The sequence below is a fragment of the Rickettsia akari str. Hartford genome, assembly GCF_000018205.1.
In the GTDB taxonomy this organism is placed as follows: Bacteria; Pseudomonadota; Alphaproteobacteria; order Rickettsiales; family Rickettsiaceae; genus Rickettsia; species Rickettsia akari.
The window spans coordinates 753,911-776,712 of sequence record NC_009881.1 but is presented as its reverse complement, the minus strand read 5'-3'; the positions used below and the strand labels follow the sequence as shown (position 1 = coordinate 776,712).

Here is a 22,802-nt window from a genome sequence, read left to right as displayed (position 1 = left end):
CTACTCCACAATAATACTGCCTATGGTGCCGAGATAGTAAGTTTGAGGGTCGTACATAGCTTCGCTATAAATAGCAGGAGTTGCGAATGTGCCTTTATTAACCGCTTTGATTTTATACTGATACGTCATTTTTTGATCAGAAATAGTACCGAACATCATCACTCTATCATCATGATTATATATATATATCGGTTGCCATATCATTGTTACAGGATTACGTTCTAGTATATTTACGTTATGATTATCCGGTAAAAGCTCAAAGCCTGCTGGTAATAAGTCAAGTATTACCATATTGCTCAAGGTTTTATTACTACCTGAACGCATGGTGATTTCCACTGTAATATTATCACCTAATTTTACTTTACTGATTTCTTTATTATTGTCATTGAGATATTTTTTTGTTATCTCTATTCCTTTAACTATCTCTTTATTTTCTATTAATCGCTTATCATAGCCTGAAGTTAAAAGCTGATAGAAGAAGCTGTTACTTGAGGATGTTAAGTATATCTCCTTATTTTCTACCGACAGCTCAGCAATCATCACTTTATCGCCTTTTAAAGTAACTTCTTTATCTGTAGAGGTTACTTTAATACTCACATCATTTACATTGCTGATTTTATCAGCATAGGCAAGACTTGCCATAATTGCATAGCTTGCCGATAGGCTATTATAGTTATCTTTAGCCAAAAGAGCGATATCCTGTACAATTTTTGTGTCGAAGTTTTGTAACATTTCCGGAAAATGTACAGAAATTAAGTATAAATACTGACTATATTTTATTAGAGGATTGTAATATTGATAGTCTGTTTTTGGTATCGGTTTATTTAGAGTAAATCTATCTAGTAATTTATCCGCTTCTTCATTCATTTGCAGCATTTTATAGCTAGCTGCTAAATAAACGCTAGTCAAATCATCATGCCATGTATTTTTATGGTACTTGTCTAAATATTTTAAAATATTTGCAATATAGCTTGTAGTAATAACGCTATTTTTCGTCAGGACATAAACCGCATATGCTTTTTCTCGTGCTTCGTCTAAGGAGTTTATTGATCTATTTGCCATATTTTCTAAGTAGTAAATACCTTGGTTAAAAATATCGCTTGGAACGGCTAAATATCTAGTTGCTCCCTCGCTTAAGAAGTGCATAGTATAAACAGAAATAAATGGATCGGAATCGTCATTAAAATTGTTCCAATATCTAAATCCACCGTCATAATTTTGACGCTCCGATAAAATTTCGAATATTTTCGATAATGATTCATCCATTTTTTTACGATCAGTTTTAAGAATCTGAACTAGTTCTTGTTCATTATATAATAAAACATTGGCAAAATTTTGGCTTACTAATTGTTCGGTACAGCCATAAGGATAATTATCTAGAAAATCTTTAAAGCCAGAAATAATAGCGAGCGGTGATTTAGAAGCAGAAATTTGCAGTTTAGCAAATTCAGGATATAAATCCCTGAAGATTTGTAAATTAGCTTTATTGCCCGTAATAAACCCTGTATCAACCGTTGTAACGCTCGGGCTAGCAGGACGAACGCTTGTAGTAGTAGTTAATTCTGAGCTATGCACTACTGCCCTAGATATTATACCAGGTTTTAGGTGATTTATAGAAGCCGTGACCTTGAAATCTGCTGAACCGAGTTTATCAGTCGCTTTTAATTTAACATTAATAGTAGCTTCCTTATTTTCGTCTATCTGTATCTCTTTAGGATAATCTAATAGTTTAAGTCCTTCGCTTGTTTCAATATTTAGAAAAACTTGAGCATTTCCTGAATCTTTTAGGTTATTAAATATTGTTACCGGTACTGTAAATTCATCATTCGGAGCTACAAATAAAGGTAAATTTGGATTGATAATAAGATCAGATTGGACTAATAAATCAGCTTGGTAAGTTCCTATAGCGTCAAGGCTTGAGGCTACCCCTATGACTCTTAAAGTGCCGTTAAAATAGCTTGGTATATCAAATGTGACTTCTCTCTCATCAAGATCCGATTCTAAAATGCCTGACCAAAATGCTACGGGAGGTTGGTTTTTTCTTTTAAACGGATTAATGTTTCGAGCGACATTTATAAAACCGTCACCGGGAGGAGCTGCCATATAAGCTTGCATTAATAAAGGACGCTCAGGCAATATTAAATCCATGATTTGTAACGTTTGGACTTCCAATGCTTTATCGTTAATGAAGTAATTAAGCGGATCGGGAGTCTGATAACCGGCAAATGATAATATCCCTTCATCAACAGCAAATATTATGATTTTACTTGGGTTGGCAGTGCGATAATTAATTGTTAATTTTTCGCCTGATTTAATTTTTGTAGGAAGCGTTAATTCAATATTTTGTTTATGTTTATAAATGCCAGCAGTAAACGGTACTACTGCATAGCTAAACGGTGACATCAAGATTTCCTTAGCTTCTATGTCTCTTATAAATTGTACATTTACATATCCTTTACCCTCAAAACCGTCAGGGATTTGTATTTCTTGAATACTATTATTTTCGTCAGCTTTAAACCATGCAAAATTATGTACTTTATCTGTTTCGATAGTAATTAATCCATAACCTGTATAAGGAGTTATAATATTTAAAAGAATGTTATCGCCTGCTTTATAATCATCTTTATCAAGTTTAACTTTTAAATTTGCTTTGTCTGTTAAATTAGCTGTAACATTTCCTTCACCTATTACCGAAAATTCAGCTTGAGCAAAGATTGTATCCTCTTTATCAGTTAAGTAAATGACGTAATCGCCTGCTTCTTTAGTAGGCACGTTATAAATATAACTTTCATTTGCTGTGATATTAACCTTGGTAGAAGATATATGAGTCTCAATAGGTACTGAATTGTAAGAATAATTACCGTTACTATCTGCTACTAAGTTATTTACATAATTAATCTTTTTTAAGTTAAGCGTTAAATTAGGTGCAGCTACTTTTTCTGCTTTATTTGATATTGCTATGAATTCTATTGTTGAAGTAGTTTTTTTCTTAATATATTTTAGATCGCTATCGCTTCTAAAGCCTATAATATAAGGCAAAGGTGAAACTATAAGCGATTTGCTTGCGTTTACGCTTCTTCCGGAGTCAGGCTCAAATCCTGACGCTGAAAATATTAGATTAAAAGTAGCGTTATAATATTTTTCAAGGTTAAGGTCAAAATTTGCGATACCTGTAGCATCGGTATTAACATCTCCTAAACTCTCATTAAAAAACTCGTTATTTCCTTTGCTACTATAAAATTTATATTCTTTAAAGCGAGGTATAAAAAACTCGGTAGGTCTAATCTCAATAAATCCGCTGACTTTTCTATTTGCTGCAGAAGTGCCGTAAAGATTTATAAGATTAACATTTGCTTTAAGATCTTTTGGATTTGTCCATAGCTCATCTTGTGAGTTATTGAAGTTTATGTTGATTTTCATGCGGTCAGGTTGAAAATCACCAACCATGACAGATACGCTATTAAGATAGTTATTTGTGCCTTTATCTCCTACTAAATATAAGCTTATATTATATAAGCCGGTTAAGGCATCATCAAGCGTTGAGAATAAATATTCACCGAACCCTTCTGCATTTAGAGTTATTTTATTTTTATCTATTACTTTTCCGCGAGTGTTAGTGACTTGTATTTCTAGAGGTAAGCCATCAAATTTTCCTTGCCAATCGTTTTGTTTGAGCATAATACCTATATGGCCTTGCTCGCTTGGTCTATAGATGCCATGATCGGAAAATAAATAAGCTTTTAACCCTTGATCGGAACTAACGGCTCCTGCTACATCAAACCGAGAATAATTAACTTGCCTATCAACTCTGCTATATGGCATAAACGAGAAATCGTTGTTATTAGTTAACACGTAAGCTATAGGGGTTTTTTCTTTATTAAAATCACGTATGTTGGATAAAACAGCATATCCTTTACTATTGGTTTTGCTGCTTGCTAACACCTCACCGTTAAGTCCTATAATATCTGCTTTAACGCCACCGGCCGGTTTACCGTTACTGATATAAGAAACAAAGATATGATGTGTTCCGCTTTTATCGGTTTTTACTATAAAACCAAGATCGGTAACTAAAATTAATCTTTTATCTTGAGCTATAATGTTATTATTGTTGTCTTTAGCATAAACTTTTGTTAGAAATAATCCTTTAGAATAGCTGCCTGCTGCCTCTAAATTAAAATAATTACTGAAATCTAAATCAGTATAATTAGGTAAATTTAAATTTGGAGAATTAACTATTACTGCATCTTGAAATACCTTGGAAATATTATACTCATTAAAAGAATATTCATTTATGAACGTTGGGTTTTGGAAAATGTTATATCTATTTGTTTGGCTGATTAAATGATTAACTTCTTGCTGATTAATCTTATCGATTTCTATATATAATTTATCTATGCCAAGTGAATATACGGGCAGCTTCTTATCACCGGCTAATGAAAGAATAGAGCCATCTGACATTAGTTTCACTTCTTTAGGGCTATCCGGTATTTGTACTATTTGAGAGTAATCTAAGCCAAGCGTTAAATTATCCGATGTTTTAACCCCTTTATTTATTTTAACAAGCAAAGTTCTTGAGGCAAGCGTATCTACTTTAAAACTATGCATAGTAGTAATGCTTGGAACGGAAGGTAAAAGTTCAAAATTTATTTTTTCACTAGATTTTAGAATATCATAAGTTATTTCTTTCGGACTTTGCCATTTATAGTTTTTTTTGCCTGCAACTCCTAAGAAAGCCGGCTTATCCTGCGGTAATAAAAATAATTCTAGATGTTTTTTTATTTCTTCGCCTGAAACTGGTGTATTTGTAGTAATTATAATTATCTGTTCCGGTTTTAGCTTATCATCTTTAACAATTGTAGCAGTACTATTAGTGATTTTTAAATATGAGGATAGACTTGGAATTAATACATTTTCTTTATAAGAATATCTTATATTATTTGGCATCTTATTATTGTGATATTCTACATTTTTATGTGTGAAAATTTCTCCGCCATGTAGAGGTTTAACACCGTCTTTTATAATGACGGAAACAGTATCTTCTTTATCTGTAAGTGGTGGTATATTAGTAATAATCGTAGCTTCCGTATTATTGGCATTGAATTTGATAGAAAACGGTAATTTTTCTTTGGTTGAAGATTTTATAAATTCTATTCTTTCCTCTAAAGTTTTAGGTTCTATAGGGTAGTTAAAGGCTATTGTAGTTTGAATGAATTTTTTGGAAATATCGATATTATCCTGTAGATAATTCATTTCTTTAATAATAGGTAGTAGCGGTAAAGTTGTAAAACTTATATTATTACTTTTTAGACTGATAAAATGAGGAAATATATAATCTTCGATAGTAATCTTATACGTTTGATGAGCTGCAAAATTACTTTCTGGAGTAAAATTGATGTTATACCACCAGCCAAATCGCCATTCTCCCTTAATATCAGGCGAAATAGATATGTAGTCATTCATCCTTTTGCCGTTAAGCCCTAGCTCTCTTTGTGGCTTTGTACACCATTCTTTAATTCTAGAATCGCAAAGGTCAATATTTAATGAGTTTTGCCATGCTAACAGATCTTCATTACTTAATTTAAAATATAAAGGTATTTTTTCGTTAAAGCTTGCAGCAATTAGTTGTAAATTTATTAAACATAAGAAAATGGCAAATACAAATTTGCGGAAAATGTTTTTCATATCTATAGCTTATATGTATGATAACTTCAATTATATATAAATAAAATTAAGTAAAGCAATGAATAAGGATATTTTTTCCAATATTTAACAAAATTTTTTTGTTATTTGGACAAGAATATTGTTTATGAGATTATCATAATACTCGGATTTACTGTATTTAGGAATCAACTATTTGCACAAGCTATTTGTGTATTACTTTTCACTACAATTTTAATATATTATTAAAATATACATTTGAAATACCTTTAAATCCTGCTTTAAATATTACAGGTTTCGGTTTACCTAGCGGTCATATAAGCAGTGGCTTAGTATTTTACAGTTGGTTTTTTGCGAATATTAGATATCCATTACTATGAATTATAATAACAGAATCATTTTTTAACTTTAAATACTATTAGTAACTATTTAGTCATAGTATCGGACAATTTTTATTTTATGTCGTTCCTGTGTGGATACTGAATGTCGTCATTGCGAGGAAAAACTGTAAGTTTTGACGAAGCAATCCAGCTAAAAATTCTGTAAATCAGAAAATTTTCATTATTTCCTAGATTGCCACGTCGCTTTTCTGTTCGCAAGGCATTGTTACGTAGACAGATCAAACCTACTGTGTCACCTAGTGCGTTTGATCACTTGGTCCATAAAAACGATAAAAAATACTAATAATTTTAGTATTTTTAACTGGATACTGTTGTCAGGCCACGGGATGACAGAGGCAAAATTATGATGACCTTATTTTCCATTAACTACAACATTCAAAATCTCGTACAATTCTCAAACCATATCTAACTTAATTACTTAAATATAATTAGAAGAGATTATCAGTATAATCGCATAAAAATCAAATATAAGTTGAAAGATATTAAAAATTTAGTTATTTATTAGTAATTCTAAAATAGAAATACAGAATTAGAAAAATAAAATTAATGTGCAATAGTATGGTACAACGGAAAGCTTTAAACAATCAGTCAAAAAGAAATCTCTCAACTGGCAGATAAACTCTATTCTGTCTTGTGATATTTTTGTAGGAATACTAAAAAATGAGGAATGGCGCACCCGAGAGGAGTCGAACCCCCAACCTTATGATCCGTAGTCATACACTCTATCCAATTGAGCTACGGGTGCTAAGCTCGAAGTACTTATTTCTAAGCCTTATTGCTCGTTGCTAACATACGAAGAAGCATATATAAATGCATAGCATTTGTCAAGAAACATAGAGCGTTCTTATGTTTCTCTGAATAATAAAATATAAAAAATTATAATTAATAATTGAATTATCATATTATCTATTGTATATAGAGGTTCATAAATGAATATGAGAACAAAATGAATAAAATAAAATTAATATGCCGATTTGGGATGAACAATCAATCGCCTTTAGTCGAATGTAAGATATAATGAAGTTGCCTTGGCGACGAATTTATAAAGAGATATGAGAAGTTATAGAAAAAAATAGCCATATCCAGTATGATTTAAAAGTACACAATATGTGGGTACCAAAGTATAGCAAGAGTGTATTAACGTGAAAGGTAGCGAAGAGAGATCTAGAGATTTATTTAGGAGTATTTGTATGGAACATGAAGTACAGATAATTTCAGGCAAAGTAGCTTGTGATCATGTTCATATGTTTATCTAGTATAGACCGCAAATAACACCTAGCAAACTTGTGCAGTATTGAAAATGCAGTAGCTCAAGAATATTATTGCAAGAATTTACTTATTTGAGAAAGCAGTATTGGGGCAATCATTTTTGGGCTAGAGGTTATATGGCAGTTAATTTAGGTAATATTACTGATGAAATGATACAGCAGTATATTGATGAGCAAGAAGGTGAAACTATTAATGATGACCTATTTCTAATCGATTACACAAGTCTGTCAGATTCTTTGTGTAAGTAGAATTTCTCCATTTGCCTAATTTTGTAAATTAGTATCACAAAGTATAGCAAATTGATTTAAAGCCATTGCCCAATTCTCAATTGGCATTGTCCATTTCTTAGAAGCATTTGTCAATGCTAAAAATATTATTTTTTGAATTGATTTATCATCTAGAAACACCCATTTATTCTTGATAATTTTTCTGATTTGACGATTAATTGATTCAATAGCATTAGTTGTATAAATTACTTTTCTGATTTCATCCGGGAAACTAAAAAAAAAGGAGCTATACCCGGCCAATTTCGCTGCCCTATATTAAAAATAACTTGATATTTATTATCCAATTTTTTGCTAAAACTCTGTACAGAATTCCTAATCATATGGACTATACAGAGATGTACTATCGTTTTGGGGAACACACTGTTTATATCTTCATGAAAGTCTTTTAAACAATCAACACATACAACATATATTTATTCAACTCCACGGTTCTTTAATTCTGTTACTATCTGTAACCAGAATTTAGCGCCTTCATTTTTTGCCTATCCAAATGCATAAAAGCTATTTTTTACCTTCTAAATTCACACATACAGACAAATAAACTGCCTTGTTAATTTATTACATGATTATCTCTTGCTTTCACATAAATGAAATCTAAATACATTATAGGATAGATACTATCAAGTGACTTATTTTCCAAGCATTAACATCCTCTAATACACCATCAGTTACCTTTGATATTAACTCAGCAGATACCTCTTGGTAGAGTACAATTCTTCTAAATGGTCCTGCATTTCTCTAGTAGTCATACCTCGTGCATATAATGATATCAGCTTTAGCATCAAATCCTTCAAATTTACGAACGCCCCTAGGAATAAGTATAGGTTCATACTCTCCGTCACGATCTCTTGGTACTTCTAATCTTAATTTACGATCTTCTTCATCTAAAATGTTTTTTTCATAATGACCATTTCGCCTATTATTCTGACTCTGTCTTAGTTTTAGAATGCTTCTCATATCCTATATGAGACTCCATTTCTTTCTCTAAGATCTTATTCACCAGCTGTTTTTTAATTCTTCAAAGATCCATCCGTTGCCAAATATTTCAGATTGGTCACTTTGTGATAGTATGTCTGATACTACTTTTTCTATAGTTGGATTTGATACTTTGTTCTTATTTTTCATATTAGTCTCATGTTAAGTTGTTTTAATTCATTTTATTCTTAACTATTGTTACAACTGACACAAACTGTCTGATACCATCTCAAGTTTAGCTTTAACAACTTAACCCTTGCAATGCAATTAAATAACGAGTGCGCGCTTTTCTTTCTCTAATTTTCCTTTTAGCTTCTTCTATAACGATCTTAGCCTTTTTTTGTTCTAATTTTAATCTTTGTTTCATTATATTATCCATATCAGTGGCTTTAACTCTTGATTATTATCACCATCATGAATGCTGAATAAATTTTAGAAGTTAACTCATTAATTCATGGAGATAGAAATCATTTTTTATAATAGCTTGTGCTATACGTTCACCTGATTCAACAGCAGCTTCCATTGTACTTATACACTCTAAAATGGTTGTATGTTCACCAACAAAAAATTATATCATCTTGAATGAAACATTGTTTTATAACATGTGTCATTGTGATAAGTAACATGATCAAGTTCTTTAGAGCTTGAAATAGAATATCCTGAATATGAGCCCATGGAGTAAATATCATTATGCCAATAATGCATAATAATAACCCATAGCTGTAGCTTGCATAGCTACTACCACAATAGATAGAATAATTGTAGAAAAATTAGTGGTCCACATGCCAGTTTTACCGTATTATTGATCCATAATATCACTGATTGACATACAACCAGGGAACTGATCTATATTCTTGCCATACATTTTAGCTGTTATCATATATTATTGCTAAAAATCTTTAAATTGCTTTATAGAATCAGAATACATGAATTTCAAAAAAATCATCAAAAGAGAACATACTCATACCAAACCAAATCAGTGAAATTAATATCATCAATCAAAATAAACAATTGCCATTAAGCAAAATATGTTAAAGATCAGCAAGTAAAGAGGGTACTCTTTGTTATAAAACAAAGCAGAGCTGGTATGTAGGCACTATATTGGTGCTTTCCTCCCAAAGAACCTTACTTATTACTCATAAGTTATGCAAGTGCAAGATGCCATCCTTCTTCAAGATCAACTCATCTTTTTTATCCATTTCACAATGTCATAGGCCTGGTTCTACATCATTGTTACGAGCTAAAACTCCTCCAAACTGAGCTATCCATCTTACAACTTTTTTATGGGGTAGGAATTTGAGGATAGTGTTTTGTTTTATGTATCCTAATACTCTCTGTGTGAAATTAGCAAAAAATTTACAGCCTTATAATCATAAATCTTTAGGTAAAAACGAAAAAAAATTTAGCACTACACGAAAAAGTTTTCGTTCCAACCCGAAAAAAGTTTAGACCAGTACATATATAAATTATTATAATTTCTTCATCTGAAAATTCTAAATTTGTATAATTTGACATTCTATAGCAATATCCTATGCACTTTTGATGATATGTTTTGCTGATTTCCACATAAAGTGATATTAAATCTCTCTACCAGTCCATAATTTGTACTCTTATTTTAGTCAATATAGTACCATATATATTATGGACTGGTTCCTTCCAAACTATCCCATACTGTAATTCTACATCCTATACTTTTTAGCTCTTAATTGGCATTAATGAATAGATTTAAGAGATTATTTAAGATGTATAATCCACCGTTCCTTCTAGCTATAGAAATCAGGAAATTACTTAAGGTGCAAGTGGTACCTGATATATTGATTAAGTCAAAATGGACAAAGTCTCAAGCTTATTTATCCAAAAAGTGAGAGAGAAAAGCTATCTGGTAGTTTGATATTAAATAAAAAATACCAGATCTCTGGCAAAAAATATTGTTAATAGATGATGTATTAACACTGGTACAACAATTAGTCAATGTTCCAAAATACTAAAAAATGCTGTAGTAAAATATCTCTATGTTATAACTATTGTTAGAACTTGACTTTTTATTTTATCTTATAATTGATTGACAGCATTAGATAAGATCTGTATTGCATATTATATAAATAACTTATAAAAAGAGGGGTTTATTTTCATAATTAATAACTGTTTTAAAATTATTAAAAATACTATATTTCAAATTTTTCTTGTTATTATTGTATACATATTTTTTACCCAATACTTTAATTATCAAACTAAACAATTTTTTTACAATTAGCACTTTTTTAAGAACCTTGCTAGTATTTATGCTGCCTTTTCTAATTACTAGTTCAATAGCTTCTGCTCTTGGCAATATTCCCAAAGGGGCAAAATTATTTGTAATGATATTGTTTGGTTGTATTTGCCTGTCAAATTTTCTAAACGTCATATTATGTTGTATCATTGGTACTATAATTGTTCCAGCACAAACAACTTATCAGGTGAATCAATTATTAGATAATCTTACGCCGCTTTGGGTATTAAATTTACGACCAATAATTTCTAATGATCTCGCTCTTGTTAGTGGGTTCATTATAGGTTTTATCTTAAATATTTTTGGTTTTCATATCGTCAAATCCACTGTAAGTACTATTAACAAATGTTGTATGATATTTTTGAATAAATTCTTTGTACCGCTGATGCCATTTTTTATATTTGGTTATGTAGTAAAGCTTGTGGATGAGAAGCTTTTTAATACTCTTTTAGAACAAAATTTAGAACTAATGATTAAACAATGATCTGATTTACGATTATCTATCTAATATTTCATGTTTTTCTAGTATCACATTTCAATTTTAAAAAAGTAATAGAAATTTTCAAGAGTCTTATTTACCTATGGTTGTAGCTCTTTCTAATATGTCAAGTGCATATGCTTTACCATTTACCTTAACCACAGTTAATAAAAATGTTGGTAATAAAAATTACACAAATTTTATATGTCCAACAACTATGAATATACAGATTGTATGTGATACAATCTGCATACCAATTATTGCTATATTGTTAATAAATTTCTATGGTTTCCCTATTTCAAACCAACAATTTTTATTATTTGCAATATATTTTACTTTAACAAAATTTTCAGGTGCTGGAGTGCTAGGTGGAACAATATTAGTGATGTTACCAGTATTAGAAAAACCTTAGGATTTACTTCTGAAATGTGTAGTTTAATTACAAGTATTTATATAGTAATTAACTGTATTACTTCTTCAGTTAATGTGGCTGGTAATAACATATTTGCTTTATATATTTATACAATATATATGAAACTTATTAAATCTCAGAGTCTGTATTGCAAGTATAATGATTAATATAAATGCTGTGTTCAGTAGCTTACTATTACACATAAATCAAAAAATGATAAATGGATATTTCAGTAATTATGTAGAACTGGTATAAATTAAACAATGAGCACAGATGACACAAGGACAATTAAATATCTCAAATCTTAGTTGGGCGTAGCATGAATTTGGAATTATTAATTTTGGTGATAAAAGATTAAGTACAAGACTTTTAAAAATAGATGATAGTGTTGCTAATTCACCTGAATGCTCAATAAATCAGGCATTTGAAGATTGGAATCAAAGTAAAGCAGCTTATAGATTTTTTCAAAACGATGCTATTTCTAAAAGAAATATATTAGATAGCCATATAACTAAAACAGTTGAAAGAGCAAAAGAATCTCCAATTATTTTAGCTATTCAATATACGAGTTATATTACATATAAGAACCATATGAAGACTAAAGGACTAGGGGGTTATAGCAGCAAGAATAAGATCTAACAAAACTAATTTTAAAACCCGTGGATTAGTTATGCATACAACATTTGCAGTTATAACAGAAGGATTAGCTCTAGGATTATTGGATCAACAATTAGTTCTAGACCTCTTTTAGATAAAGATCAAAAAGCGTTAAAAAGAAGAAGCCATAATACTGCTCTCCATATAGAGGAAAAAGAAATCAGAAGGTGGATAATATCTCTGGAAAATTCTACTAATCATTCAGGATTCAAGAATATTCAGATGATTACTATTTGTGATAGAGACGCAGATATTTATGATTTATTTGAAGCTTCTTGTGCTAATCAATCTTTCTTTATAGTTAAGAGCAAGTCAAAGTAGAAAAGTACATAAGAAATCGACTTATTCGGAGAAAAGTGGTAAAAATTGTGGAATTTAATGAGTTACTCGCCTTGTCTAGGAGCGATGCAAATAAATATTCCTGCTCGTGATAATAAAGCTAAGAGAACGGTAGTGTTAGAAGTAAAGTTTAGTAATTTTGTGCTGTATCCACCAAAGAATCATGTTAAAAGTATAATCAGAAAGTGACATAATTTAAAATTGAGTACTATTTATGTAAAATATCCTTCCTTGCATGAAGAAACTATTAGTTGGATGTTGTTGACAAATTTAACTATTAATAATTTTGAAGATGCAGTAGAAAAAATACAATGGTATTGTGTTTAAGATGGAGAATAGAAATTTTTCACAAAATTTTAAAATCTGGTCTTAAAGTTGAAGAATGTAGACTTCAAACAGTAGATAGATTAATCCACTTTCTTACAATAATGAGTGTAATTGCATGTATAATATTGTGCATTACTTTAGTAGCTAGAACAAATCCAAATCTGCCTTGTACTGTCATACTTGCTGATGAAGAGTGGAAAATTTTGTATACTACGACACTTGATACCATATTTAATAATGGTTTAGGTAGCAAGATTGATAAACCCGGATTGTTTTAGTTCAAGTAGACATTGTCTTACTCTTCGTTGACAACCCCTTAAGTGTTGTTCAAAGAAATGATAGGTTTCCTGAAGTTCGTTGATACTATCGTTATAGTAGATTTGCAAGCGAAAGAAGATTAGAGATAGTAGTTGCCTTGCAGTTTTACTTAATGTTTTACCATTATGAGATGAGCGATTACTCCATTCATGTGGAATAAAATTACCAATAAAATTGTAGAAAATAGTGGGATTTTTATCACAATCATCATGGATTACACAATCAGAAGTGAAATGTAAGCAGCATATAGTGAGCATACGTGGTATGAAGCTAAAATTAGTAGATTATGCAAACCATGGAGTTAAGGTGGTGGGTGATAGAGGGCTCGAACCTCTAACCTTTACGATGTCAACGTAATGCTCTAACCAACTGAGCTAATCACCCTTAGAGCCTATCAGTAAATAAATTTTAATTACTGATAGGCTCTAATAATTTTAAACTCTATATCTATTTCATAATGTACTAGATTTCAAGCTTTATTTCCATTATTTATAATATTTTATTATTCAGTCTATAATTTATGGTGGATTTAAAAACTAAAGCCTTTGATTTTGCTAAAAATTTTGCTATTGCTCTTGACGGTCCCGCTGCTTCAGGTAAAGGGACTATCGGTTTAATACTTGCAAAAAAATTTTCTCTTCAATATTTTCAGTCAAGTATTGTGTATAGGCAGCTTGCTTTTGACTGTATTAATCAAAAAATAGATGTCACTGATATGGATGCAGTCATTGCGTTATCTAAAGCATTAAAACTCGATAGTCATCTTGACTTGGAGCATGAGAGTATAGGCGATATGGCATCGCAAATCGCCGTAATAAGTGAAGTTAGAAATAATCTAAATAAATATCTGATTAATCTAGTAAAAACAACGCCAAGAATCATTATGGAGGGTAGGGATATAGGTACTGTTGTTGTACCTGAAGCAGATTTAAAGATTTTTATCACCGCAAATCCTCAAATTAGGGCTGAAAGACGATATAAGCAGTTGCAAGCAAAAGGAAAAAAATGTATACTCGATGAGATTTTACGGCAAATAATTTTGCGAGATAAAAGAGATAAAGAGCGAAAAGCCGCACCGTTATTACCGGCTTCAGATGCTTTAATTATTGATACTTCAGAGCTTTCTGCTATGGAAGTCGTAGAAGAAGTAACAAATTACATAAAGAATAAAATAGCTTGAAATAAGTGCTAAGTTATTTTCTTTGATTTTATGGTGTTGTTGCATGGATACACGAAACGTCATTGTGAGTGACTAAAAGGAACGCGGTAATCCAGTAAAGAATGCTAATTTTTAGCATTCTTTACTGGATTACTTCGTCGAATTACTACGTAATTCTTATTGCAATGATTGAAAACCGAGCCATGCAGCAGCATCCAATTTTATTAACCATTTAAAAAATCTTATTAGCTTAAGCACTTCAGCTAATATTACGAGAATAATATGTCAATAAAACTAAAACAACGATTTGTTCCACAACTTGCGGCAATTAATCACAAATTTGAAGAAGATTTTTCCAAAATGCTTGAAACCGTTGATACAAGTCATATAAAAGAAAAAACGGTAGTTAAAGGTCAAGTAATCGAAATAAAAAACGATATGATTATTGTTGACGTCGGGTTAAAAAATGAAGGTAGAATACCTAAGTGTGAATTTCTAGCTTTACCTGAAGTGAGGGACGTAGTTGAAGTTTTCATCGAGAAAATTGAAGGACGTAACGGCAGAACGATATTGAGCCGTGAAAAAGCAGTTAAAGAAGAATTATGGGGACAACTAGAAATCATGTGTTCTAAGGGTGAATTTGTCGACGGTACGATTTTCGGTCGTGTGAAAGGAGGCTTTACCGTGGATTTATCCGGTGTAGTAGCATTCTTACCGGGAAGCCAAGTTGACGTTAGACCTATTAAAGATCCTACTTCTATAATGAATATTAAGCAACCGTTTAAAATTTTAAGCATGGATAAAAAGCTTGGTAATATAGTAGTTTCACGGAGAGCTATCTTAGAAGAATCACGTTCCGAAGCTAGAGATGAGATGCTAGCTAAAATTAAAGAAGGTATGGTATTAGAAGGAACCGTAAAAAATATTACTGATTACGGTGCGTTTATCGATCTTGGAAGTGTTGACGGTTTATTACATTTAACCGATATTTCTTGGGGCAGAGTTAACCATCCTTCAGAAGTATTAGAATTTAACCAAAAGGTTAAAGTAATGGTGATTAAGTTTGATGAAAAAACCAAAAGAATATCACTTGGTATAAAACAACTTGATTCTAACCCATGGGAAGCACTTAAAGAAGAATTCCCAGTCGGTAAAAAAATGATCGGTAAAGTTACAAATTTTGCTGATTATGGTGTATTTATAGAATTAAAAGACGGACTTGAGGGGCTTGTTCATGCAAGCGAAATTAGTTGGTTAAAATCTAATCAACATCCTAGAAAAACGCTAACTATAGGGCAAGAAGTAGAATTCGTAGTTTTAGAGGTTGATACTGAAAAGCATCGTGTGTCTTTAAGTATTAAACAATGCCAAGAAAATCCTTTAATAAAGTTCGCTGAAAATAATCCTGTTGGTACTATAATTAAAGCACCGATTAGAAATATTACGGATTTCGGTATTTTTGTTGCACTCGGTAATAATATGGACGGTATGATTCATGAAGGTGATATTAGCTGGGAAGATAAGGGAATAGATTTATTAAAATCATACAAGAAAGGTGACGAAATAGAATGTAAAGTTCTATCCATTAATATTGAAAAAGAACAAGTTAGCTTAGGTATAAAACAATTATTACCTAATCCATATCACGAAATCAGTGACGAATATAAAAAAGGCACAATAGTTAAAGCCCTTATAACAGAAGTTAAAGATGATGGACTCGAAGTACTATTAAACAATAAAGTAGCAGGTTTTATTAAAAGAACTGAACTATCGGATGAAAAAGACGAACAGAAGCCTGAAATGTTTAAAATAGATGAAGCAATAGAAGCAAAAGTTGTTTCGATCGATAAATCAACCGGTAGAATTTTATTATCGGTAAAAGCTCATAAAATAGCAGAACGTCAAAAAGCTCTCAAAGAATATGGTTCTAGTGATAATACCACCAATATTGGAGATATACTTGCTAATGCTCTAGAAGATAAGAAGTAAGCAATCACCACTGAGAGCAGGAGTTGCCCGTGTGTATATAGAAACTCGTCATTGCGACCGACAGTAGGGAGCGTGGCAATCCAGTAAAAATAATTAAAAAATTCTGATGTACAGAATTTTTGACTAGATTGCTTCGTCAAAACTTACAGTTTTTCCTCGCAATGACGAGTTTCAAGACCCACGCAGACCACGTGCGCTTGCAATGACAAAATATCATATAATTAGTCTAAGGAGAAAATATTAATGTCGTATGTACCGATAGTAATTGAGCAAACCTCTCGAGGTGAGCGTGCTTATGATATATATTCAAGATTGCTAAAAGAGCGTATAATCTTTGTATGTAGCACTGTTGAAGATCATATGGCCAACTTAATTGTTGCACAGTTATTGTTTCTTGAAGCAGAAAATCCTAAAAAAGATGTATATATGTATATCAATTCCCCTGGAGGAGTTGTAACCGCAGGTCTTGCGATTTATGACACAATGCAATATATAAAACCTAAAGTGGCAACGCTTTGCATCGGTCAAGCGTGTTCTATGGGTTCACTTTTACTTTGTGGAGGCACGCAGGGGATGCGTTATAGTTTACCTCATAGCCGTATTATGATCCATCAACCGTCAGGAGGTTATAAAGGGCAAGCTACCGATATAGAAATCCATGCTCAAGAAACTCTAAAAATCAAAAGGTTACTTAACGAATTGTATAGTAAACATACTGGACAAGAGTTAAAACATATCGAAAAAAGTATGGAACGTGATAATTTCATGTCACCGGAAGAAGCAAAGAAATTTGGAATAATTGATAATATAATTTCTTCTAGAGATGTTATGACAATGTCAGCAAAATAAAGAATTAGTATTGCTACTCAATATAGATTCGTCATTACGAAGCCACGAAGTGGCTGTGGCAATCCAGAACAATAATAAAAAGTGCTAATTTTAATATTTTCTTACCGGATTGCTTCATCAAAATTTTTAATTTTTCCGTAGCTCAGACGTTAAGTGCTAATTAATCTATACTTAGTTAGCAATGCTCAAAGAATTTTATAAAAAAATTTTATAGATTTAGTTTTATTATTATAGTATAAGGGAATTAATTTGTTATTGGGGTCATAGCTCAGTTGGTAGAGTGCTTGAATGGCATTCAAGAGGTCGAGGGTTCGATTCCCTCTGGCTCCACCATGTCTTATTTCTATTTCAATTTATAAACACTTCAAACAATAAACATATGATAAACTAAGAACTTTTTACTCTTCAAAAGTTATCAGCAATTAAATTAGTTGGTATTACAGCCCGCACCTCAAACGCCGTAGAAATGAATGCTGATACTGTAAGAATCGGGACAACAATGCAGTGACTTTTTGTAGACAAAGTACAAGACAAAATCCTAAATAGCAACACTACGGAAAAAACTTTTAAAGCTGCCACTTCATTTGTGAGTTCTTTAGCAGTAAAGCTTAGTTTCAGTATAGTAGGCTTATTATTTTGATACCCTGATAGAACATAATTGAAAGATAAATTATCTATAGGTTTAAGTTTAAATAGATTCCATGCTCTAGTTAATGCTGCTACAATTTTAGGTAGTTTTTCAAGCCAGATTGCCCCTTGCGCTTTATATATACTAATTATATTATTTCTACATCTATCAATGTTATAGATTATATATGAATATACATTTCGAGAAGGCTAATTTAACTCATAAAGAAATTGTTTTTAATTGGTTAGAAGAGACTCATATAAAAGAATTTTAGGACAATAGTAAAGAACATTAGAATGATATTTTGAATTTTATGACCGGCAGAAAACAGCATTATTTTTACGGGACAATTAATTATTAGATTGGTTTTATAAATAATGCACTGTTGTGTTTCATTGTGTTGGACATTCTTCAAAAGGATCAAGATTTATCAGAGATTCAACGAAAATATTTGTCTAAATCAGGTCATACAATAACTCTTGATTTTAGTATAGGTAACAAAAACTTCTTAGGCAAAGGGCTTGTTAGCTCTATTTTAGAAGCTGTTATAAAATTTTACTACAAACATATTGATCCACTAAGCTATACTTTCTTTATTGATCCTGATGAAAATGATCCACGAGCTACGCATTTTTATAGTAAAGCTGGTTTTAAACAAGTCGGAGAGTATAAAGCACAAAGCAGAGCATTTAAAGATAATACAGGTTATTGAATGGTAAGAAATATATGGGTACAGAGTATATTTTAATTCGTGATGCTAATAATAACGATATTTCTTCTATGATTTCTTTATCTTACGCTAAACGGCATGGCTATAAAAGCACAGCCACAATTTTGGCGATATCAAGATGGAGCTGAAGAATCACAAAGTAAATTGTTTAAAGAATTATTATTACAAGATGATTATATAATGCTAATTGCAGAAGATGAAAATAAAATGCTTGGGTACCATTATAGGAAGAATAATAGAATGGCCAGAAATGGGCTCCGGGCAGTCAAATTCAAGTGCTAGCATCATTTTATCATTAGAAGAAAAATTTTCGCTGATTGTGCGATTTTAAAAAACATAGCAAAATTTTTAGCAGCTTCTACAACTGATTCTTTACCATCCATAACTGATAATGGTCCTATAAAATGAATATTAGGATGAAAGAATGTTGCCATTTCCTCAAATTTCTTATCACGCATAGAAGTATAATAAGATACTGCCGTATTTAAATTTTTATCAGTCATATTATTCTCTATTAGTTTTTGTACTTATAATATATATTATTTTAAATATAATGTAAGAGTAAAAAATGATTACATTAAATATGAAATAGCTACAATTGAAGAGTTTCCAGTTATAAATAAATTATATTGTAATAGTTAATATACTGCACCGGTATAGCTGGTAGTCTGAGATTTTAAACAGCTTAGATAAAAGATTGTATGACATTCCCATACAAACTCATTGACTTAACACATACGCTTGATAGCAACATTCCAACTTGGAATGGAGGCTGCGGTTTTTATCACAATCTACATTTAGACTACTCTGATTGCGAATGTGAGTATAAATTCCGTGTTATGAAAATGTGTTTCGGGACAGCACAAGCACATGAACGTTACAGCGTAACGTCTGAAGATATTGTAGCTTTTGAAGCAAGTTATAACTCTACAATTAGCCAAAATTCATGCGTACTGATCAAAACCGGTTGGGAAAAATTTTGAACTGAATGTGAAAAATATCACAATAATCATCTATTCCCTTCTGTACCTGCTGAAGCAGGCGATTTATTACGTAAATGCAGTATAGCGTCTCTAGGCATAGATACCTTGTCACTGGACTGGGGCGTCTGGAAGATGTATTCGAAGTTCATAAAGTGTTTTTAGGCAACAATAAGATACTAATAGAAAATGTAGCAAACCTAAGATTATTTTGTATTGCATAATATAAAGCTGAGTTTTTTATATCATGATCGTAATAATTTAATTCATCTTTATTAAGAATAGAGGTAAGTTTCAGAACCATATCAACTCGTCCACATCTAGATGCTTCTATTAACGGAGTAGTTTCAGGATTTAGCGCTGATGATATAGCATGTGGCTTAAAGTCATATTCTAACAATATTGTAAGCATTGTAAGATTACGTTTTAAAACAGCTACTGAAAGGAACGGATAATATACTTCATAATATGTTTCCTCGGGATCACGATTACGAAGATCTCCATTAAATTTTTGACACTGATTTGCTTCAATTAATTTTGAAATAAGAGAGAGATCTTGGTCTACATCATTATTTCTCACAGCATTGCATAAAGCTTTTTCATCAGCTGTTTCAGCAATATAAAATTTTGGTTATTTGAGAAGTGTATCAAGCATTATTTTTTACTAACTTTGGCAATATATCTTATAATCTGTGTATTTCTCGAAGCCTAATTTTTTTAGCAAGTGATGTTGCCATCGGTGAAGTTTGAATTATTGCATTATCTATCCCTATTTCTTTTAATATTTTAAACCTAGCTCTATGTAAATCACTTGCAAGACCACGATTTCTATATTCCGACATCGTTGAGCCATTATAAAAACCTGCTACGCCGTTTGCAAAAATTATAGAAGCGGTTGCAACAAGGCTGCATTTGCAGGAATGACAATAAAATTACCTTGTTTAAGGTAATACTAAATATATTTTGTAAAGCTATGGATATTGATATAGATTAACTGTAAAAAAGAATTAGTGAGAAAATGCCGAAAGATCAGAATTTAGATATAGCAAGAAAGCAAGACCATATTGAAATTAATCTTACAAAAAACGTTGAATCTACACTTAAAAGCGGTTTTGAATCTATTCAATTTATTCACAACGCATTACCGGAAATTAACTATGATATCATAGATACTAGTACTACTTTCCTCGGAAAATACCTACAAGCACCTATTCTAATTTCTAGTATGACCGGAGGAACGGCGAGAGCGCGCGATATTAACTATAGGCTTGCACAAGTCGCCCAAAAAGCCGGAATTGCTATGGGGCTTGGCTCTATGCGGGTTTTGTTAACGAAGCCGGATACGATTACGACATTTGCCATAAGGCATATTGCTCCCGATATCCCATTACTAGCCAATATCGGAGCAGTGCAGCTTAATTATGGAGTAACACCAAAAGAATGTCAGTATTTAGTTGATGTCGTTAAAGCTGATGCCTTAATTTTACACTTAAACGTGTTACAGGAATTGACTCAACCGGAAGGTAATAGAAATTGGGAAAATCTTTTACCGAGGATACAAGAATTGGTTAATTACCTCTCTGTCCCTGTAGTCGTTAAAGAAGTAGGATACGGTTTGTCTAAAAAAGTTGCTGAAAGCCTCATAAAGGTAGGTGTTGAGGTTCTTGATATTGCAGGGAGCGGCGGAACATCTTGGAGTCAAGTAGAGGCGTACCGTGCTACAAATTCACTGCAAAACCGTATAGCTAGTAGTTTTATTAGCTGGGGAATCCCAACTTTAGATTCTCTAAAAATGGTGAGAGAAGTTTCGGGTAACATTGCGATTATTGCGAGCGGCGGATTAAAGTCCGGCATTGACGGAGCAAAAGCAATTCGTATGGGAGCTAGTATTTTTGGACTTGCTGGTCAATTATTAAAAGCGGCAGATATTTCAGAAAACTTAGTGTCCGAAGAGATACAATTGATAATCGAGCAGCTTAAAATTACCATGATATGTACTGGATCACGTACTTTAAAAGATTTAGCAAAAGCAGAGATTAGGTTGTAGTAAGATTGACTAAATTATATTTCCCACAGTAATTTAAAAAACTTTTCAGAAATTTGAATTATAGTTTTCCAATCACTAATAACGTGTGAATGGAATATACCAGTTCTATGATCTTATCTATCAGAATGTATCATCTAAGGTATATACTTACCTAAAGAGTTTAATTTTTTATCAATGCTTTCATACTAATCAAAATTATAATTTGTAAGAGTAATTATTTGAGCTTGTTCTAGTTCTAGCTCTTGGGCTAACTCTTCTTCATTTAAATTGTCTGGAGGAACATAATAATGGTATCCTATGTGCTAAACTACAGGTGGAAAAAGTTTAATTAACATGCTAGGATATACATTAATCTCAAATTCTTTTAATACATCTGGTATTTTTTCGTAATTATAATAACGTTTTATTAAATCTTTGATTTGTTCTGCTGTTAAATGTGATAAATCTTTATGAGCCAAAACTTAATTGATTATTAGGTATATAATTGTCACTTATAAAATTACGACTATAATAGAGAAAGTAATATATATAAATATACAACTATTTTTATCATACAAGTAAAAATAGAGATTAAAAGACTATCAAGATGAGGTAATTAGTAGACAAAAAGCTTTGTAAAAGCTTTTAGACTTTATAAATGTAATCAAAAATGTGTACGAAACTTTTAAAGGTTTGATAACCCTAAATTTGAGAGGCGAAGACCTCGGTTATATCTTGGTTTGCCCGTTCAATAAACTACAAGAAGCCGCGAGCTTTCTAGAGCTGGCGGAGAGAGGGGGATTCGAACCCCCGACACGTTGCCGTGAACACGCTTTCCAGGCGTGCGCCTTAAACCGCTCGGCCATCTCTCCAAAATTTTTAGCGTTATGTGCACTATCTCAGAAATTTACCCAAAATATCATTGCGAGCGGGCATTGCTGCGTGGACCGGTAAATTTTCTTTTGTCATTCTTAGCTAAAAGCGGGAATCTAGAAAAAAGTATAAATATAGCAAATTTTTGCAATTAAAAGTTCGCTTCATGCCGGATTCC

At 31.7% G+C, this 22,802-nt stretch carries 19 protein-coding genes, 4 tRNA genes and 4 pseudogenes; 11 read left to right on the top strand and 16 right to left on the bottom strand.

Going from position 1 to position 22,802, the window contains the following annotated elements:
* Both A1C_RS03855 and A1C_RS03850 read right to left on the bottom strand, forming a co-directional pair.
* On the bottom strand, positions 1-5,682 hold the full coding sequence (locus A1C_RS03855; RefSeq protein ID WP_012149766.1) for an alpha-2-macroglobulin family protein: 5,682 nt from the start codon (positions 5,680-5,682) through the stop codon (positions 1-3).
* 1,045 nt (positions 5,683-6,727) lie between these two features.
* Positions 6,728-6,804, bottom strand: a tRNA-Arg gene (locus A1C_RS03850).
* A gap of 307 nt (positions 6,805-7,111) precedes the next feature.
* Between A1C_RS03850 and tnpA the strand changes: the two are divergent.
* Positions 7,112-7,576: pseudogene (gene tnpA, locus A1C_RS07030) on the top strand (IS200/IS605 family transposase).
* A 15-nt stretch (positions 7,577-7,591) separates the two neighbouring features.
* On the opposite strand, the gene A1C_RS09550 reads toward tnpA, so the two are convergent.
* The 7 genes and pseudogenes from A1C_RS09550 to A1C_RS03825 all read right to left on the bottom strand — a co-directional run bounded on the left by A1C_RS09550 (position 7,592) and on the right by A1C_RS03825 (position 10,994).
* Positions 7,592-7,855, bottom strand: coding sequence for a transposase (locus tag A1C_RS09550; RefSeq protein WP_012149764.1), 264 nt, complete (start codon positions 7,853-7,855; stop codon positions 7,592-7,594).
* Positions 7,801-8,028, bottom strand: coding sequence for a transposase (locus A1C_RS09545; RefSeq protein ID WP_408635248.1), 228 nt, complete (start codon positions 8,026-8,028; stop codon positions 7,801-7,803). The genes A1C_RS09550 and A1C_RS09545 overlap by 55 nt, the downstream gene beginning before the upstream one ends.
* A 267-nt stretch (positions 8,029-8,295) precedes the next feature.
* The gene (locus A1C_RS09540) at positions 8,296-8,364 is read right to left on the bottom strand and encodes a hypothetical protein (protein WP_408635247.1); all 69 of its coding nucleotides are present in this window, start codon (positions 8,362-8,364) and stop codon (positions 8,296-8,298) included.
* Complete coding sequence (locus A1C_RS09535; RefSeq protein WP_012149763.1) at positions 8,354-8,572, bottom strand: transposase; 219 nt, start codon at positions 8,570-8,572, stop codon at positions 8,354-8,356. Before A1C_RS09535 ends, A1C_RS09540 begins: the two co-directional genes overlap by 11 nt.
* Positions 8,573-8,611: 39 nt before the next feature.
* On the bottom strand, positions 8,612-8,740 hold the full coding sequence (locus A1C_RS09530; protein WP_012149762.1) for a hypothetical protein: 129 nt from the start codon (positions 8,738-8,740) through the stop codon (positions 8,612-8,614).
* Between the two features lie 78 nt (positions 8,741-8,818).
* Positions 8,819-8,969: pseudogene (gene traD / locus A1C_RS08665) on the bottom strand (conjugal transfer protein TraD); the annotation flags it as partial.
* Positions 8,970-10,697: 1,728 nt separating this feature from the next.
* Positions 10,698-10,994 carry a hypothetical protein gene (locus tag A1C_RS03825; protein WP_041816779.1) on the bottom strand — a complete coding sequence of 99 codons (297 nt, stop codon included), beginning with the start codon at positions 10,992-10,994 and terminating at the stop codon, positions 10,698-10,700.
* 52 nt (positions 10,995-11,046) lie between these two features.
* On the opposite strand from A1C_RS03825, the gene A1C_RS03820 reads away from it, so the two are divergent.
* The 3 genes and pseudogenes from A1C_RS03820 to A1C_RS08660 all read left to right on the top strand — a co-directional run.
* Positions 11,047-11,343 (top strand): hypothetical protein, encoded by a 297-nt coding sequence (locus A1C_RS03820; protein WP_012149755.1) that lies wholly within the window; start codon positions 11,047-11,049, stop codon positions 11,341-11,343.
* A gap of 97 nt (positions 11,344-11,440) precedes the next feature.
* A complete protein-coding gene (locus A1C_RS03815) occupies positions 11,441-11,749 on the top strand; it encodes a cation:dicarboxylate symporter family transporter (RefSeq protein WP_012149754.1) in 309 nt (102 codons plus the stop codon).
* A 330-nt stretch (positions 11,750-12,079) separates the two neighbouring features.
* Positions 12,080-13,284: pseudogene (locus tag A1C_RS08660) on the top strand (IS4 family transposase); the annotation flags it as partial.
* A gap of 33 nt (positions 13,285-13,317) precedes the next feature.
* On the opposite strand, the pseudogene A1C_RS09280 reads toward A1C_RS08660, so the two are convergent.
* Positions 13,318-13,647 (bottom strand): annotated as a pseudogene (locus A1C_RS09280) (hypothetical protein); the annotation flags it as partial.
* Positions 13,648-13,697: 50 nt separating this feature from the next.
* Positions 13,698-13,774, bottom strand: a tRNA-Val gene (locus A1C_RS03805).
* Between the two features lie 136 nt (positions 13,775-13,910).
* Here A1C_RS03805 and cmk point away from each other — a divergent pair.
* The 5 genes from cmk to A1C_RS08145 all read left to right on the top strand — a co-directional run bounded on the left by cmk (position 13,911) and on the right by A1C_RS08145 (position 18,727).
* Positions 13,911-14,570 carry a (d)CMP kinase gene (gene cmk, locus A1C_RS03800; RefSeq protein WP_012149751.1) on the top strand — a complete coding sequence of 220 codons (660 nt, stop codon included), beginning with the start codon at positions 13,911-13,913 and terminating at the stop codon, positions 14,568-14,570.
* Between the two features lie 261 nt (positions 14,571-14,831).
* Positions 14,832-16,538, top strand: a complete 1,707-nt coding sequence (locus A1C_RS03795; RefSeq protein WP_012149750.1) for a 30S ribosomal protein S1 — start codon at positions 14,832-14,834, stop codon at positions 16,536-16,538.
* A gap of 243 nt (positions 16,539-16,781) precedes the next feature.
* Positions 16,782-17,387 carry an ATP-dependent Clp endopeptidase proteolytic subunit ClpP gene (gene clpP / locus A1C_RS03790; RefSeq protein ID WP_012149749.1) on the top strand — a complete coding sequence of 202 codons (606 nt, stop codon included), beginning with the start codon at positions 16,782-16,784 and terminating at the stop codon, positions 17,385-17,387.
* A 257-nt stretch (positions 17,388-17,644) separates the two neighbouring features.
* Positions 17,645-17,720: transfer RNA gene (locus tag A1C_RS03785), tRNA-Ala, on the top strand.
* Positions 17,721-18,412: 692 nt separating this feature from the next.
* Positions 18,413-18,727, top strand: a complete 315-nt coding sequence (locus A1C_RS08145) for a GNAT family N-acetyltransferase (protein WP_012149748.1) — start codon at positions 18,413-18,415, stop codon at positions 18,725-18,727.
* Positions 18,728-19,029: 302 nt separating this feature from the next.
* On the opposite strand, the gene A1C_RS03770 is transcribed toward A1C_RS08145, so the two are convergent.
* Positions 19,030-19,248: a nuclear transport factor 2 family protein gene (locus A1C_RS03770; RefSeq protein WP_012149746.1), complete on the bottom strand. Its 219-nt coding sequence runs from the start codon at positions 19,246-19,248 to the stop codon at positions 19,030-19,032.
* Positions 19,249-19,446: 198 nt separating this feature from the next.
* On the opposite strand from A1C_RS03770, the gene A1C_RS08140 reads away from it, so the two are divergent.
* Positions 19,447-19,728, top strand: a complete 282-nt coding sequence (locus tag A1C_RS08140) for a cyclase family protein (protein WP_198282958.1) — start codon at positions 19,447-19,449, stop codon at positions 19,726-19,728.
* 145 nt (positions 19,729-19,873) lie between these two features.
* On the opposite strand, the gene A1C_RS03765 is transcribed toward A1C_RS08140, so the two are convergent.
* Both A1C_RS03765 and A1C_RS03760 read right to left on the bottom strand, forming a co-directional pair.
* A complete protein-coding gene (locus tag A1C_RS03765) occupies positions 19,874-20,305 on the bottom strand; it encodes an ankyrin repeat domain-containing protein (RefSeq protein WP_012149743.1) in 432 nt (143 codons plus the stop codon).
* 103 nt (positions 20,306-20,408) lie between these two features.
* Entirely contained in the window at positions 20,409-20,567 is a 159-nt protein-coding gene (locus A1C_RS03760) for a hypothetical protein (RefSeq protein WP_012149742.1), read from the bottom strand.
* 176 nt (positions 20,568-20,743) lie between these two features.
* Between A1C_RS03760 and fni the strand changes: the two genes are divergently transcribed.
* On the top strand, positions 20,744-21,772 hold the full coding sequence (fni, locus tag A1C_RS03755; protein ID WP_012149741.1) for a type 2 isopentenyl-diphosphate Delta-isomerase: 1,029 nt from the start codon (positions 20,744-20,746) through the stop codon (positions 21,770-21,772).
* A 302-nt stretch (positions 21,773-22,074) separates the two neighbouring features.
* On the opposite strand, the gene A1C_RS08135 is transcribed toward fni, so the two are convergent.
* Both A1C_RS08135 and A1C_RS03745 read right to left on the bottom strand, forming a co-directional pair.
* Positions 22,075-22,230 carry a hypothetical protein gene (locus tag A1C_RS08135; protein ID WP_012149740.1) on the bottom strand — a complete coding sequence of 52 codons (156 nt, stop codon included), beginning with the start codon at positions 22,228-22,230 and terminating at the stop codon, positions 22,075-22,077.
* A gap of 305 nt (positions 22,231-22,535) precedes the next feature.
* Positions 22,536-22,623 (bottom strand) — tRNA-Ser (locus tag A1C_RS03745).
* Positions 22,624-22,802: the final 179 nt, after the last annotated feature.